Origin of the sequence: Amycolatopsis sp. cmx-8-4, from assembly GCF_046548675.1 — a bacterium.
Taxonomy (GTDB): Bacteria; Actinomycetota; Actinomycetes; order Mycobacteriales; family Pseudonocardiaceae; genus Amycolatopsis.
Genome location: NZ_JAEBDZ010000034.1, coordinates 36,678 through 51,265, shown reverse-complemented (window position 1 = coordinate 51,265; position 14,588 = coordinate 36,678). Strand labels below are relative to the sequence as shown.

The 14,588-nt window shown below is 70.5% G+C and carries 14 protein-coding genes; 8 read left to right on the top strand and 6 right to left on the bottom strand.

What is annotated here, in order from left to right:
• The first annotated feature begins 24 nt into the window (after positions 1-24).
• From rsmI to ACLJQZ_RS41440, 4 genes are all read left to right on the top strand, one after another.
• Positions 25-861, top strand: coding sequence for a 16S rRNA (cytidine(1402)-2'-O)-methyltransferase (rsmI, locus tag ACLJQZ_RS41455; protein ID WP_410626458.1), 837 nt, complete (start codon positions 25-27; stop codon positions 859-861).
• A gap of 4 nt (positions 862-865) precedes the next feature.
• Positions 866-1,099, top strand: a complete 234-nt coding sequence (locus ACLJQZ_RS41450) for a hypothetical protein (protein WP_410626403.1) — start codon at positions 866-868, stop codon at positions 1,097-1,099.
• A 188-nt stretch (positions 1,100-1,287) separates the two neighbouring features.
• A complete protein-coding gene (locus ACLJQZ_RS41445; protein WP_410626401.1) occupies positions 1,288-3,702 on the top strand; it encodes a LamG-like jellyroll fold domain-containing protein in 2,415 nt (804 codons plus the stop codon).
• A gap of 10 nt (positions 3,703-3,712) precedes the next feature.
• Entirely contained in the window at positions 3,713-4,048 is a 336-nt protein-coding gene (locus ACLJQZ_RS41440) for a hypothetical protein (RefSeq protein ID WP_410626399.1), read from the top strand.
• 24 nt (positions 4,049-4,072) lie between these two features.
• On the opposite strand, the gene ACLJQZ_RS41435 is transcribed toward ACLJQZ_RS41440, so the two are convergent.
• Positions 4,073-4,606 (bottom strand): QsdR family transcriptional regulator, encoded by a 534-nt coding sequence (locus ACLJQZ_RS41435; RefSeq protein ID WP_410626398.1) that lies wholly within the window; start codon positions 4,604-4,606, stop codon positions 4,073-4,075.
• A gap of 40 nt (positions 4,607-4,646) precedes the next feature.
• Between ACLJQZ_RS41435 and ACLJQZ_RS41430 the strand changes: the two genes are divergently transcribed.
• A complete protein-coding gene (locus ACLJQZ_RS41430; protein WP_410626397.1) occupies positions 4,647-5,606 on the top strand; it encodes a quinone oxidoreductase family protein in 960 nt (319 codons plus the stop codon).
• A 47-nt stretch (positions 5,607-5,653) separates the two neighbouring features.
• On the opposite strand, the gene ACLJQZ_RS41425 is transcribed toward ACLJQZ_RS41430, so the two are convergent.
• The 5 genes from ACLJQZ_RS41425 to ACLJQZ_RS41405 all read right to left on the bottom strand — a co-directional run bounded on the left by ACLJQZ_RS41425 (position 5,654) and on the right by ACLJQZ_RS41405 (position 10,071).
• The gene (locus ACLJQZ_RS41425; RefSeq protein WP_410626395.1) at positions 5,654-6,898 is read right to left on the bottom strand and encodes an aminodeoxychorismate synthase component I; all 1,245 of its coding nucleotides are present in this window, start codon (positions 6,896-6,898) and stop codon (positions 5,654-5,656) included.
• A 19-nt stretch (positions 6,899-6,917) separates the two neighbouring features.
• Complete coding sequence (locus tag ACLJQZ_RS41420) at positions 6,918-7,532, bottom strand: glycoside hydrolase family 25 protein (protein ID WP_410626393.1); 615 nt, start codon at positions 7,530-7,532, stop codon at positions 6,918-6,920.
• Between the two features lie 92 nt (positions 7,533-7,624).
• Complete coding sequence (locus ACLJQZ_RS41415; protein ID WP_410626391.1) at positions 7,625-8,389, bottom strand: ABC transporter permease; 765 nt, start codon at positions 8,387-8,389, stop codon at positions 7,625-7,627.
• Positions 8,379-9,377, bottom strand: coding sequence for an ATP-binding cassette domain-containing protein (locus ACLJQZ_RS41410; RefSeq protein ID WP_410626389.1), 999 nt, complete (start codon positions 9,375-9,377; stop codon positions 8,379-8,381). The genes ACLJQZ_RS41415 and ACLJQZ_RS41410 overlap by 11 nt, the downstream gene beginning before the upstream one ends.
• An 85-nt stretch (positions 9,378-9,462) precedes the next feature.
• Positions 9,463-10,071, bottom strand: a complete 609-nt coding sequence (locus tag ACLJQZ_RS41405) for a PadR family transcriptional regulator (RefSeq protein ID WP_410626387.1) — start codon at positions 10,069-10,071, stop codon at positions 9,463-9,465.
• A gap of 57 nt (positions 10,072-10,128) precedes the next feature.
• Between ACLJQZ_RS41405 and metG the strand changes: the two genes are divergently transcribed.
• From metG to ACLJQZ_RS41390, 3 genes are all read left to right on the top strand, one after another.
• The gene (gene metG / locus ACLJQZ_RS41400) at positions 10,129-11,931 is read left to right on the top strand and encodes a methionine--tRNA ligase (protein ID WP_410626386.1); all 1,803 of its coding nucleotides are present in this window, start codon (positions 10,129-10,131) and stop codon (positions 11,929-11,931) included.
• Between the two features lie 12 nt (positions 11,932-11,943).
• Complete coding sequence (locus tag ACLJQZ_RS41395) at positions 11,944-12,780, top strand: TatD family hydrolase (protein ID WP_410626385.1); 837 nt, start codon at positions 11,944-11,946, stop codon at positions 12,778-12,780.
• A 286-nt stretch (positions 12,781-13,066) separates the two neighbouring features.
• Positions 13,067-14,497: a transglycosylase family protein gene (locus tag ACLJQZ_RS41390; RefSeq protein WP_410626384.1), complete on the top strand. Its 1,431-nt coding sequence runs from the start codon at positions 13,067-13,069 to the stop codon at positions 14,495-14,497.
• Positions 14,498-14,588 lie beyond the last annotated feature (91 nt).

Sequence of the window (14,588 nt, the reverse complement as noted above, 5' to 3'; positions counted from 1 at the left end):
TAGGCTGGCCGGGTGAGCTCATCGGTGACAACCGGCCGCTTGGTCCTGGCCGCTACCCCACTCGGCGACGTCCGCGACGCTTCGCCCCGCCTGGCGGAAGCGCTGGCCGAAGCCGACGTCGTGGCCGCTGAGGACACCCGCCGCTTCCGGTCGCTGGCCTCGGCCCTGGACATCACCCCACGCGGCCGCGTGGTGAGTTTCTACGAGGACGTCGAGACGGCGCGCCTGCCCAGGTTGCTCGAATCGTTACAGGCGGGCGAGACGGTGGTGCTGGTGACGGACGCCGGTATGCCCAGTGTGTCCGATCCGGGCTTCCGCCTGGTGGCGGCGTGCGTCGAAGCGGACATTCCGGTGACGTGCCTGCCGGGCCCGTCCGCGGTGACGACGGCGCTCGCTTTGTCCGGTTTGCCGTGCGACCGGTTCTGTTTCGAGGGTTTCGCGCCGCGCAAGCCGGGTGAACGGACGAAGTGGCTCACGTCGCTGGTCTCCGAGCCGCGGACGGTGGTGTTCTTCGAGTCCCCGCACCGGCTGGCATCCCTGCTGGCGGACGCGGCGGCGGTGCTGGGCGCGGACCGGCGGGCGGCGGTGTGCCGTGAGCTGACGAAGACGTATGAAGAGGTGAAGCGGGGCTCGTTGGCGTCGCTGGCGGCGTGGGCCGCGGACGGGGTGCGCGGCGAGATCACGGTGGTGCTGTCGGGCGCCGAGCCGCGTTCGGTGTCGGTGGCGGACCTGGTGGCGGAAGTGGCGGACCGGGTGGCTTCGGGCGAGCGGTTGAAGTCCGCGGCGGCGGAGGTCGCGGAGGCGACCGGAGTGTCCAAAAAGGAACTGTACGACGCGGTCCTGGCGGCGCGGAAGTCCTGAGCCGGTGCCCTCGCCCATCTCACCTGAGCTGCGTGCCGCGTTGCGCGCGCTGGGAAAGGCGCGGGACGAGAAGCCTGACGGCGGAGACCTCGCCGCGTGGCGAGAGCGGGTCGCGGAGGCCCTGGAGACGCTGGCACCGTTGCTGATCTTCCCGGCAGACCGGCGCCGGGCGGCCGCGGAGGCGGTCGAAGCCCGCGCCGAGGCGGCACGGATCCGCACGTCGCGGCCGCCCGAATGACGCGCTCCGGGCCGGCGAGGGTCGTGCCGAACCGGCCGTTCACTCCAGGGTTATGTCCTGTATGTGCGACTTGTGGCGTGTGAGATCGAGATTGAGCCGTTCGGTCGCTACCGCCGCAGTCGATCATCGACGATCGTTCCCGGTGGGCGCGGCCAGGACTGTCCAGGTCGCGGAGGAGGGGTTTCCGCGTGTCTTCCGTTGTGCGTTCTTCCCGGTCGAGAGCCGGCCGTGGCGGGCTCTTCCTCGTGCTGGCCGTGGTGTCCGGGATCATCCCCGCCGCGGTCTTCGCGCGTCCGGCTGACGGCGCGACCGTCGCGCAGGCGCCCGGCGCGCCTGCGGTTTCCTCGCAGACGTACCCGGCCGGTACGTTCGGCGGCGGCCCGGGTGTGCCCGGTGACTTCACGTTCACGCCGGCCGGCACCGGGTCCCCGGTCGACCACTACGTCTGGCGACTGGACAACGCGGTCTCGCCGAGCTGCAACGGCGTCGAGGCCGGCACGGTGAAGCCGGCGGTGCCAGGCGGTCCCGCCACCACGACCATCGCACCCGCCGGCTCGGGCCCGCACGTGCTGAGCGCGTGGGCGTGCGACAGCGCGGAGACACCGTCGGCGCGGACCGACTACTCCTTCTCGGTCAAGGACGCCGCGGCGCCGGTGGCGGCGTGGCAGTTCGAGGGCGACACCCGCTCGCAGTTCGCCGGCCTGCGCTACGCGGGTGCCGGTTCGGCCCCCTTCGCGCCGGGCAAGCTCGGTCAGGCGGTGCCTGTGAGCGGCCGGCCCGGCGACTACCTGGCGACGAGCGCGCGGGTCCTGGACCTCGGCAAGTCGTTCTCGGTGTCGGCGTGGGTCGACGCGGCCGACCTGACCAAGCGACGGGTGGTGCTGTCCCAGGACGGCGCCCGGACGAGCGGGTTCGCCCTGCAGTACCTGGAAACCGGCAAGTGGGCGTTCAGCCTGAGCGGCTCGGACGTCGCGAACCCGGTCGTGCGGTCGGCGGTCTCGACGGCGGCTCCGGCGACGGGCGTGTGGACGCACCTCGCCGGCGTCTACAACGCGGCGGCGCACACGGCGACGCTGTACGTCGACGGCCAGGCCCAGCAGACGATCCCGGCCACGGCTTCGGGCGGGGCAGGCCCGCTGGTCCTCGGCGGCGGCCTGGCCGCGGGAGCGCGGGCGGACCTCTTCCACGGGGCGATCGACGAGGTGACGGCCTTCGGACGCGCCCTGTCCGCCGCCGACGTCACCACGCTCTACAACCAGAACGGCGTCCCGACCGGACTATCCGCCACCCGTGAGTACACATTGGACGGTGACACGGCCGACGCCACCGGCGCCGACGGCACGCTGATCGGGGCGAACGTCGCCTACGGTCCGGGCTACTCGGATTCGCCGGGCCGGTCCGCGACCGACGACTCGATCGGCCACGGCCGGGGCCAGGCGCTGGCGGGCACCGGCGCGGCGACGTCGTCCCCGGTGGTGGACACCGCGGGAGGCCTGGCGGTTTCGGCCTGGGTGAAGCTGGACAAGCCCGGCTGCTACACCTTCGCCGCGCAGGGAGGCGCCTCCGGCGACGCGTTCAGCCTCGGTGCCACGTCCGACAGCCTCGAGTTCGGGCTGAGCACCACCGGGGGCCTCTGGCGGTGGGCGAAGACTTCCATCACCCCGCACCTCGGGAAGTGGACCCACCTGACGGGTGTCCACGACGTGCTCGCGGGCAAGGAACGGCTGTACGTCGACGGCACGCTGGCCGCGGAAACGACGATCCCGGCGGGCACCGCGTGGCGGTCGACCGGCCCGTTCCGGATCGGCGCCTTCGCGGGATCGATCGACCAGGTCCAGGTGTGGGACCGCGCGCTGCCGGCCGCCGAGGTGGCCGAGCTCGCCAACACCGCCGTGCTGCGGGCGAACTACCAGCTCGACGGCACCACGACGGACTCCGTCAGCGGTGTCACGGGCACCCCGGGCGGGAGTTTCCAGCTGACGACCGACGACGACGGCGCGGACGTCGGCCGCTTCCCGTTCGACGGGGGCGCTCAGGTCGAAGGGCCGCGCCCGCAGAACTTCCGCAGCGACCGGAGCTTCACGGCCGAAGCCTGGGTCAAGCACACCTGGACCGAGGCGGACGCCGAGCGGGAGAAGCAGCGTGACCCGTCCGACCCCGCGGGCGTGGACAAGGCCGGCCGCACGGCGCTCGGCGCGAACAGCGCGTCCTCCTCGCCGTACCTCCTGGGCTACCGCGGCGCGCAGGACGCGAACGGCACCTGGCGCCCCAGGTGGAACTGGACACTGGGCACGACCCAGGTGACGCCGGACGGGGACGCCGAGTCCGGCGTCTGGACCCACCTCGCCGGGACGTACGACGCCGTGACGCACCAGGCGTGCCTGTACGCGACGACGGACGCGTACGAGTACAGCCCGAAGTGCGTCGGTGACGTCACCGGCTGGAACGGCGCGAGCGATCTCGAGGACCTCTTCCTCGGGCGTGGTCGTGTCAACGGCCAGGACAGCGATCACTGGTACGGCGACCTGCGAGGCATCCGGGTTTACAGCGGCGTGCTCGACCAGCAGCACATCAACGTCGACACCATCCTCGACCACCCCTAGGACGGCGGTGGTGACCGATGCGGGAGACGGGCCGTGGCGCGCGGAGATGGTCGAGCTGGTTCGACGAGGTGACGTCGCGGATGCGACCGACGCCTTGCTCAGCCTCACCTACCACGAGCCGGATCGGAGCTGGCTGCAGAGGTTCCTCCTGGAGTGCCTCGGATCCGGGGTGAACCGGCAGGTCCGGGCGCTCGCGGTCACCTGCGCCGGGCACGTCGCCCGGCTCGATCACGAGATCGGTCCGGCGCTCGTGGCCAGGCTGCGCGAGCTGGAGAAGGATCTTGTTCTCGGTGGGATCGCCGAAGACGCGCTCGCCGATGTCGTCTCCTTCGCAGGTGGCGCTTGACGGGTCAACCGTCCCGGACCACCCCTAGGACAGCAGTGCCGTCACCGCGGCGTGCGCCTTCCCGGCATCGGGCGCGCCTCCGGTGATCACGTCCGTGTAGACGAACGACTCGCCGATCCGCACCAGCAGGTAGGCCAGGTCCGGCACGGGTAACGGGGGTACGAGACGGCCCGCCTTGGCCTCCGTCGACAGCAGGGACTCCAGTTCGGCGATGGTCCGCTGCTGGCAGACGCTTGCCCGGGTCGTCAGCAGGCGCAGGGCCCGCTCCGGCTCCCGGCGCAGGAAGTCCCGGAACGGCGGGGACTCGTTCGCCGATCGGACGAAGCCGCTGACGAAGTCCGCGATACCGGCGGTTCCGCGTCCGACGCACGAGGGCAGCAGGTGGGCAATCGATGCGGACGAAAGGGACCACAGGATCTCGCCCAGCAACCGGTCCCGGGAGCCGATGCGGCGGTGCAGCGTCGCGCGGCTGATCGACAGCGCCGCCGCCAGTTCTCCCATGTCCAGCCGGCGGCCGGACAGGAACCAGGTGCGGGCCAGCTCGAACTCGTGAGACATATGTCAGAATGTCTCACACGACGATCGAGAGGACCAGCAGATGCGCGCAGTTCAGGTGACCGAGTTCGGCGGACCCGAGGTGCTCACGCCCGTCGAACTGCCCGATCCGGTGGCCGGGGCCGGTGAGGTGCTGATCGACGTCGAGCGGATCGGCGTCAACTACGCCGACACGCACCAGGCCGAGAACTCCTACCTCGCCCCGTCGAAGCTGCCGCTCGTGCCCGGTGGCGAGGTCGTCGGGCGGACGCCGGACGGCAAGCGCGTCGTCGCGCTGCTCAACAGCGGTGGCGGGTACGCCGAAAAGGCCGCCGCACCCGAGGTCACCACCTTCCCGGTGCCCGACGGCATCGACGACCTGACCGCGCTGTCCATGCTGGTCCAGGGCGCGACCGCCTGGGTGCTGCTCCGAAAGAACGCGCACCTCGAGAAGGGCGAGTCCGTCGTCGTGCACGCGGCCGCCGGCGGGGTCGGGACGATCGCCGTGCAGCTCGCCAAGGCGTGGGGCGCGGGCCGCGTCATCGCCACCGCGAGCAACGACGAGAAGCGCGCGCTCGCCCTCGAACTCGGCGCCGACGTCGCGGTCGACTCGCGCGCCGAGGACATGACGGCGACGCTGCTCGAGGCCAACGGCGGCCGCCGCGTCGACGTCGTGCTCGACATGGTCGGCGGCAAGACGACCGACCAGAGCATCGCCGCGCTGGCGGCGTTCGGCCGGCTGGCGTTCTACGGCATGGCCGGGCGCGAGTCGCCGAAGCCGGTGGATCTGCGCAACATCCTCGGCCACAGCACGACGATCAGCGGCATGTGGCTGCCGCACGTCTTCCGCCTGCCGGGCAACGTCTTCGGCACGGCGCTGACCGAGCTGTTCGACCTGGTCCTGGCCGGGAAACTCCGCGCGATCCCGGGCGGTGAGTACGCGCTGACGGACGCCCGCGGCGCGCACGAAGCCCTCCGCTCACGCGGCACGGTCGGCAAGCTCCTCCTCGACCCGACGAAGTAAAGCCGTGAAGGCCTCCTTGCCGGCCATAAGAGCCGGTAAGGAGGCCTTCACGGCTTTGAAGCCAGCAGGGCCTCCAGCGGCGCGGCCTTGTGGAGGCACTCCTGCCACTCCGCCTCCGGGTCCGAATCCGCCGTGATGCCGCCGCCGACGCCCAGGGCTATCGAGCCGCCCGCGATCTCGAACGTCCGGATCGCGACGTTCAGCTCCAGGCCCGCCGCCGGCGAAACCAGGCCGATGGCTCCCGTGTAGACGCCGCGGCCGGACGGTTCCAGCTCCGCGATCAGGTCCTGCGCGCGGATCTTCGGCGCGCCCGTCACCGAGCCCGGCGGGAACGTGGCCGCCAGCAGCTCGGCGTCGGACACCGACGGGCCCAGCACGCCCGAGACCGTCGACTCCAGGTGCCACACTCCCGGCGCCGGGCGCACCCGCAGCAGCGACGGCACCGTCACCGAGCCCACTTCGCACACCCGGCCCAGGTCGTTGCGCACCAGGTCCGTGATCATCACGTTCTCCGCGACGTCTTTCGTGGACTGACGCAGCAGCGAAGCATTCCCGGCGTCGAGAGGCCCACGCCGGGGGAGCGTCCCCTTGATCGGCGTCGACAGCACGGAACGCCCGTGGCGCGCCAGGAACAGCTCCGGCGAGAACGACACGACCGAACCCCACGAACCCGACAGGAACGCCGCCCGGCGCGGGTTCAGCCGGGAGACGCCGGTGGCGAACAGCGCGGCCGGCGAGCCCGAGAACGAGCCTGTGAAGCGGGTGCAGATGTTCGCCTGGAACAGCTCCCCGGCCTCGATCGCATGCACGCACGCCTTCACCGCGTCCCGGTGCTCCGAAGGCAGCGGACGTCGTAAGGGACCGGCCGTCCACGAAGGAGCCACCGGCGAAGAGGCCAAGAGGGACTCCATTGTGGACACCGACGGGCCGCCGCCGTCCAGGGATTCCAGGTAGCAGGTGCCCGACGCCGACCACCGCAGCACGTGGTCCGTCCAGCCCCACGCCGTCGCGGGCAGTGCGCCGCTCCGGCCCGACGGGTCCGCCGAGTCGTAGGACAGGTAGCCGAACCAGCCGCCGCCGACCACGCCGTGCGGGGCGTCCACCGGTGCGGGCCAGGAAATCGGGCCCGGGGACACCTGAAGCGACGGCGCGATCACCGCACGTGAGCCGAACCAGTCGCCCGACAGCATCGCGGGCGGCGGCAGGCCGCGAGCCCGGGCGTGCGCGGCCAGGACCAGGAGCGCGCGCGACGGCGTCACGTTCGTCCGGAGTGTCCTGCTCTGCACGCGCATGGCGACATTGTCACCGGTCCTACAGCAAAAGGTCGCCCAATGTGAACGGATACACGACGGCGTTCTGCTCCACCGGCCCGCTGATCCCCGGCACCCCCGGTGCGCACGCGTGCTGGTGGATGCCGAGCCGCGCGTGGAACCAGCCCGCCCGGCCCGGGATGCCGTTGTGCCGGATCAGCCACAGCACGACCTCGGAGTCGGCCCAGCGGTCCGGGTGCAGGCGCTGCTGCCAGCAGTCGTAGTCGGCGTAGATCAGCACCCGCTCGATCCGCGCCGCGTGCCGGACGTGCTTGATCCACAGCTTGATGAACCGGTCGTCGACGCTCGGTGCCGCCACCTCCAGCGCCGGCGCCAGCGACCCGGGCGAGAACGCGCCGAGCTTGCTCGCCGTCCGGACGAAGTGGTCGGCCTGGTCGTGCACCGCGCCGGGCCGCGCGTAGTGGCGGCCGCCGACGTGCAGTCCCGCTTCCTGCGCGCCGGCCAGGTTCCGCTCCGCGGCCGAGCTGCTCCAGTTGACGTTCTCGCTGATCGTCACCGAGACGAACTTGGCCTGCGCGCCGCGGACGGCCTGCCAGTCCGTGACGCGCTCGCGGTGGGACAGCGAGATGCCGAGTTCGGCTTCCGGCTCCGTCACAGTCCGCCCCCGGCGCGTAGATGAGAGCACACCATACGTCGCCGGGAGCGGACCCGCAGTCACACCACACCGGGTTGATCAGGCGTTTTCGGTCAGGCGCTCTCTCGCTGGAACGTCCGCGTGCCCCACCACACCGACAGCACCGCGAGCGCCAGCACGACGACGCTCCCGGTGAAGAGCGCGTCCATCGTGAAGTCGCCGCGGAAGCTGTTGCGCTCGACGTCCACCACGTGCCGGAACGGGTTGATCCGGGAGATCGTGTACAGCCAGCCCGGCGCCGAGCCCGCCGTGATCGGCAGCAGGATCCCCGACAGCAGCAGCACCGGGATGAGCACGGCGTTCAGCAGCGCCGGGAACGTCTCCTCGCTCTTGAGCGTCAACGCCAGCGCGTACGAGCACGACGCAAGCGAGATCGCCAGCAGGAACACGATCACCAGGCTCAGCAGAACGCCGCCGACCGGCGCGTCCAGGTCGAACGCGAGGTAGGCCAGCGCGATGATCAGCAGCGCCTGCACGACCGCCTGCAGCGCGTTGGCCAGCACCTTCCCCATTAGCAGCGCCGCGCGGCTGACCGGCGTCACCCGGAACCGCTCGACCACGCCGGACCGGTAGTCGGCCAGCAGGCCGAACCCGACGAACGAGCTGCCGAACAGCGCCAGCTGCGCGATCAGCGCCGGGGTGAGCAGCATCCAGCCGTCCACTTCGGACAGGCCCTGGGCCTGCACGGCCCGGACCATCAGCGGCCCGAACAGGAAGAGGTACAGCAGCGGCTGCATGATCCCGATCAGCACCCAGGTCGGGTTCCGCAGCGCGGCCAGCATGTCGCGCCGGAAGATCAGCCAGGTGTCACGCAACATCGGCGGTCTCCTTCGCGGTGTGCGTGCCTTGCTCGGCTTCACGCAGTGAACGCCCGGTCAGCGTCAGGAAGACGTCGTCCAGGGTCGGGCGGTGCACCTGCATCGACGTCATCGCGATGCCCCTGCCGTCCAGCGCGCGCAGCAGCTCCGGCAGCGCGACGTCGCCGCGCGGCACCCGGAACCGGAGCACGCCGCCGGTGACCGACAGCTCGTGCGCGCCGGGCAGGCGTCCGGCGGTCTCGGCCGCTTCGGCCACCGATGCCGGGTCGACGCCGACCTCGACGCCGTCACCGGACACCCGCGCCTTCAGCGCGTCCGGGGTGCCCTCCGCGACGATCCGGCCGTCGTCGATCACGATCAGCCGGTCCGACAGCGCGTCGGCCTCGTCGAGGTAGTGGGTGGTGAGGAAGACCGTGACGCCCTGCTCGGCGCGCAGCCGGCGGATGTGTTCCCACAGGTTGGCGCGGCTCTGCGGGTCGAGCCCGGTCGACGGCTCATCGAGGAACACCAGGCCCGGCGAGTGGATCAGCCCCATCGCGATGTCGAGCCGGCGCCGCTGCCCGCCCGACAGCGTCTTCGTGAGCCGCCGGCCGAGGCCGGTGAGGTCGAGCTGTTCGCACAGCTCGGTGCCGCGCGCGATCGCGTCGGCCTTGCTCATCCGGTAGAGCCGGCCCTGCAGTTCCAGCTCGTCGGCGACCTTGCTCTCCGGCGCGCTGCCGCCGCCCTGCGCGACGTACCCGATGTGTTCGCGCACGCCCCGCGGGTCGGCCAGCAGGTCGTGCCCGCCGACGGTCGCGGTGCCCGCCGTCGGCTTCAGCAGTGTGGTCAGCATGCGCAGCGTGGTCGTCTTCCCGGCGCCGTTCGGCCCGAGGAAGCCGACCAGCTCGCCCGCTTCGACGTCGAGGTCGACGCCTTTCACCGCGTGCACTTCGCCCCCGTTGCGGCCCTTGCGGCGGAAGCGCCGCTCGAGACCGCGTGCCCTGATCATGAGATCCCCTCTCGACGATCTAGTCAAATTTGACTAGCGGAAGCCGACACTGTAGTCCCGCGGGTCGGGGGTTGGTCAAACTTGATTACTCGGCCGGATCGGCCGGTGGCTCGCCGAAGGCGCCGCCCTGTTCGTCGGCCATCACGTATTCGCCGGCTTCCAGCCGGGCGATCAGGCCTTGGAGCCAGTCGAAGCTCGCCTCGGAGATCCCGCCCCACAGCCGGTACAGCTCGCCGACGTGCTCGGGCGTGCCCAGCTCCATGCTGGCCTTCAGCTCTTCGATCATCAGCGTGGCCTGTCGCCGCTCGGCTTCCAGGTGCACCAGCCGGTGCCGGAGCAGGTTGACCACCCGGGCGCGGGGCAGGGTGGTCATCAGCGAGATCGCGGCCGACAGGTGCGGGTGGTTCAGCTCCGGGTCGGACAGCGCCTTCGACAGCAGGAGCTGGTACTCCTGCTCGCCGACGTCGGTGAGCCGGTAGGCGACCCGGTCCGGGCCGCCGTCGCCCGGCTCGACGTCGATCTGCTCCAGCAGGTCTTCGGTGGTCATCTTCTTCAGCGCGTGGTAGATCGACCCCGGCTGGACGTTGGCCCACTTGTCCGCCGACCAGCTCAGCAGCTCGCGCCGCACCTGGTAGCCGTGCGCGCGGCCGTACATGCGCACCACCCCGAGCACGAGCAGACGCGTCGCGGACACCCTGGCCTCCTGTACCTGCCGGAATCGCCTTGGACGGCATCCGTAGGCTAATAAGGTATGAGCACCCCAGTGTTGACTGCGGTGGCCTGGCCCTACGCCAACGGCCCCCGCCACATCGGCCACGTGTCCGGATTCGGCGTCCCGTCCGACGTCTTCTCCCGCTACCAGCGAATGGCCGGCAACCGGGTGCTCATGGTGTCCGGCACCGACGAACACGGCACGCCGATCACCGTCCAGGCCGACAAGGAAGGCCTCACCTCCCAGCAGACCGCCGACAAGTACACCCGCCAGATCGGCAACGACCTGCAGGGCCTCGGCCTGTCCTACGACCTGTTCACCCGGACCACCACCGGCAACCACGCCGACGTGACGCAGCAGATCTTCCTGGCGCTGCACCGCAACGGCTACGTCGTGCCGAAGACCACGCGCGGCGCGATCAGCCCGTCCACCGGCCGCACGCTGCCCGACCGCTACGTCGAGGGCACCTGCCCGATCTGCGGGTACGACGGCGCGCGCGGTGACCAGTGCGACAACTGCGGCAACCAGCTCGACGCCGCGGAGCTGATCAACCCGAAGTCGCGGATCAACGGCGAGACGCCCAAGTTCGTCGAGACCGAGCACTACTTCCTCGACCTCCCGGCGTTCACCAAGACCCTCGGCGACTGGCTTTCGACCAAGACCGACTGGCGTCCGAACGTCCTCAACTTCACCAAGAACCTGATCGACGACATGCGGCCCCGGCCGATCACCCGCGACCTCGACTGGGGCGTCAAGATCCCGCTCGACGGCTGGAGCGACCAGCCGATGAAGCGGTTCTACGTCTGGTTCGACGCGGTGATCGGCTACTTCTCGGCCAGCGTCGAGTGGGCGCGGCGCTCCGGGAACCCGGACGCGTGGCAGGAGTGGTGGACCAACCCCGACGCGCGGTCCTACTACTTTATGGGCAAGGACAACATCACCTTCCACGCCCAGATCTGGCCGGCGCTGCTGTTCGGCCACAACGGCGAGGGCGACAGTGTCTTGCCTGGCGCCGGGCCCGGGAAGTACGGCAAGCTGCACCTGCCGGACGAGATCGTCTCCAGCGAGTTCCTCACCATGAGCGGCTCGAAGTTCTCGACCTCGCGCGGGCGCGTCATCTACGTCGAGGACTTCCTGCGCGACTTCGGCCCGGACACGCTGCGGTACTTCATCTCGGTCGCCGGCCCGGAGACCCAGGACACCGACTTCACCTGGGACGAGTTCGTCCGCCGGACCAACTTCGAGCTGGCCAACGAGTGGGGCAACCTGGTCAACCGGTCCATCTCGATGGCGCACAAGAACGTCGGCGCGATCCCGCGCCCGGAGGCGCCGGCCCCGGCCGACGAAGAGCTGAAGGCGTTGTCCCGCAAGGCGTTCGACACCGTCGGGGCGCACCTGGCCCGGTCGCGGTTCAAGCAGGCGGCCGGCGAGGCGATGCGCGTCGTCACGGCGGCGAACAAGTACTTGTCGGACCAGGAGCCGTGGAAGCTCAAGGACGACCCAGCGCGGCGCGACAGCGTGCTGCACACCGCGTTGCAGGTCGTCAGCGACGCCAACACGCTGCTGACGCCGTTCCTGCCGCACTCGGCCCAGAAGATCCACGAGGCCCTCGGCGGCACCGGCGTCTGGGCCGCGCAGCCGGAGCTCAAGGAGGTCGAGGACCTCGACATCGCCGGGCGGATCAACCCGATCCTCACCGGTGACTACGCGGCGGAGCAGGCGAAGTGGGAGTCGAAGCCGATCGAGGTCGGCGTCCCGCTCGCCAAGCCGTCGCCGCTGTTCACGAAGCTCGACCCGGAACTCGGGGAGACCGGCCCCGAGTGGGCCCCGATCACGAAGTAAGAGGTACGCGAGTTGGGTGACGAGAAGCGCGAACTGCCGCCGGTCCCGGACCGGCTCCCGGTGGCGGTGGTGGACGCGCACACCCACCTCGACGCGTGCGGCGCGGTCACCGCGGCCGATGTGACGGCCATGGTCGACCGCGCCGAGCGCGCGGGCGTCGCGCGCGTGGTGACGGTGGCGGACGACCTCGCGTCCGCCCGCTGGGCGGCCGAGGCGGCGACGTGGGACCGCCGGGTGTGGGCCGCGGTCGCGATCCACCCGACGCGGACCAAGGCCTTCGGCGACGCCGAGAAGGCCGAAGTGGAGCGCCTGGCGGGCCAGGACCGCGTGGTCGCCGTCGGCGAGACCGGCCTCGACTACTACTGGGACTACTCGCCCCACGACGCCCAGCAGGAAGCGTTCCGCTGGCACATCGACCTCGCGAAGCGGCTCGGCAAGCCGCTGATGATCCACGACCGCGAGGCCCACGAGGACGTATTGCGCATTCTGGTCGAAGAGGGTGCGCCGAATGCCGTAATCTTCCATTGTTTTTCCGGCGATGCGGAAATCGCGCGTCGCTGCATCGACGCCGGATACGTGCTTTCGTTCGCCGGCACGGTGACGTTCAAGAACGCCAAGGGGCTCCACGAGGCGGCGCGGCTCTGCCCGCCGGACAGTTACCTCGTCGAGACCGACGCACCGTTTCTGACCCCCCACCCCTTCCGTGGGCGGCCGAACGAGCCGTACGGCGCCGCTTACACCGTCCGTCACCTAGCGGCGCTCAGGGGCGAAGCTGTCCACGAGGTCGCCGAAGCGGTCCGGACCACGGCCGAGCGGGTCTACCGACTCCCCAGCGTCACAACGGGTTGAACGCATTGCGACAACCGGGTTCCATGATCGCCCACTCGATGGAGTGACCCAGATCACGACACTCCGGGGGGTGTTTGCGCAACCCGGCGGGACCCGTTACTGTCCCGTGATCGTGCCGGTCGGTACTGCACCATGCAGTTGCCGGCTGTTACGCCCTCAGTCACGTCAGTGCACGTCGGGGAAGCGGAACCGGGTGGTACGACCGGGACCGTGACGATGGCGCCGACTGCGGGCCCAGACGTAAAGATGCCGCCCCGAACGGCGTCTTGGGAAAGGGAACGACCCGGTGACAGGTACCAGACAGGCTGGAGCACGCTCCGCCGCCGTCCTCGACCGCAATTACTTCGAGGACACCGCGTACGGCCAGCTCGACTTTTCTGACGACCCGAACATCACGCAGCAGGACATCCTCGCCGCGCTCGGCCCCGACGCCGACGCGATGATGGCGTCGATCGACGTCGACGTCGACGAGCTGATCCGCCTCATCAACGCCGAGACCACGTACCTCCCGCCGATCGTCATCCCGGATGAGATCGAAGCGGACCGGACCGCGTCCCCGCAGGCCAAGAAGGCCTTGATGGACGAGAGCATCCGGCAGACGTCCAAGGTCTGGAAGCGCCGCTTCCTCAAGGGCGCCGTCCTCGGCGTCATGATCAGCATCGCCGGCGGCGGCGCGGCCGCGCTGGCGATGAACAAGAGCGTCACCGTCGACGTCGACGGCCAGCAGACCACCGTGCACTCGTTCGGCGACACCGTCGGCGAGGTGCTGGAGGACGCGGGCCTGTCCGTCGGCGCGCACGACTCGCTCTCCCCGTCCCCGCAGGCCGAGGTCGGCGACGGCGGCGTCATCAAGCTCGAGCGCGGCCGCCAGCTGAAGCTGGTCGTGGACGGCGCCGAGCGCACCTCCTGGGTCCGCGCGACCCACCTAGGTGACGCCCTGTCCCAGCTCGGCATGGAGCAGGCCGAGCAGTCCGGCACGTGGATGTCGATGCCGAAGGACGGCGAACTGCCGCTCGAGGGCGCGACCGTCCAGATCAAGACCCTCAAGCACATCACGCTCTACGACGGCGCGAACCAGCCGAAGCAGATCACCACGACCGCGGTCACCACGAAGGAGTTCCTGGGCGAGTACAAGCTCACCCTGGGCCCGGAGGACGCGGCCGAGGGCGGCCTGGACGTCAAGCTGACCGACGGTGCCGAGGTCCACATCAGCCGCACCGGCGTCTCGATGGTCAACCAGAAGGAGACCATCGACCCGCCCGAGCAGAAGGTCGACGACCCGGACCTCGACAAGGGCAAGACCCAGGTCGAGGACCCGGGCACGCCCGGCGAGAAGATGGTGACCTACAAGGTCACGCAGAAGAACGGCAAAGAGGTCTCGCGGCAGTCGATGTCGGAGCAGGTGATCACTCCGGCCAAGCCGAAGATCATCCACGTCGGCACCAAGAAGGCCGCGACCCCCGACATCGGCGACGGCTCCGCGTGGGACCGCATCGCGCAGTGCGAGTCGGGCGGCAACTGGGCCATCAACACCGGCAACGGTTATTACGGCGGCCTCCAGTTCGACAAGCAGACCTGGAACGCCTACGGCGGCTCCCAGTACGCGGCGCTCCCGAACCAGGCTTCGCGTGAAGAGCAGATCGCGGTGGCGGAGAAGGTCCGCGCCGGACGCGGCGGCAGCTACAGCGCCTGGCCGGTCTGCGGCAAGAAGGCCTGACCCAGTTCCCGAAACGGCCCCCGCTCCCAGCGGGGGCCGTTTCGCGTCCCGGAACCCGAGTCCCGCCGCCAATCACGTGAGTCCCAGCTCT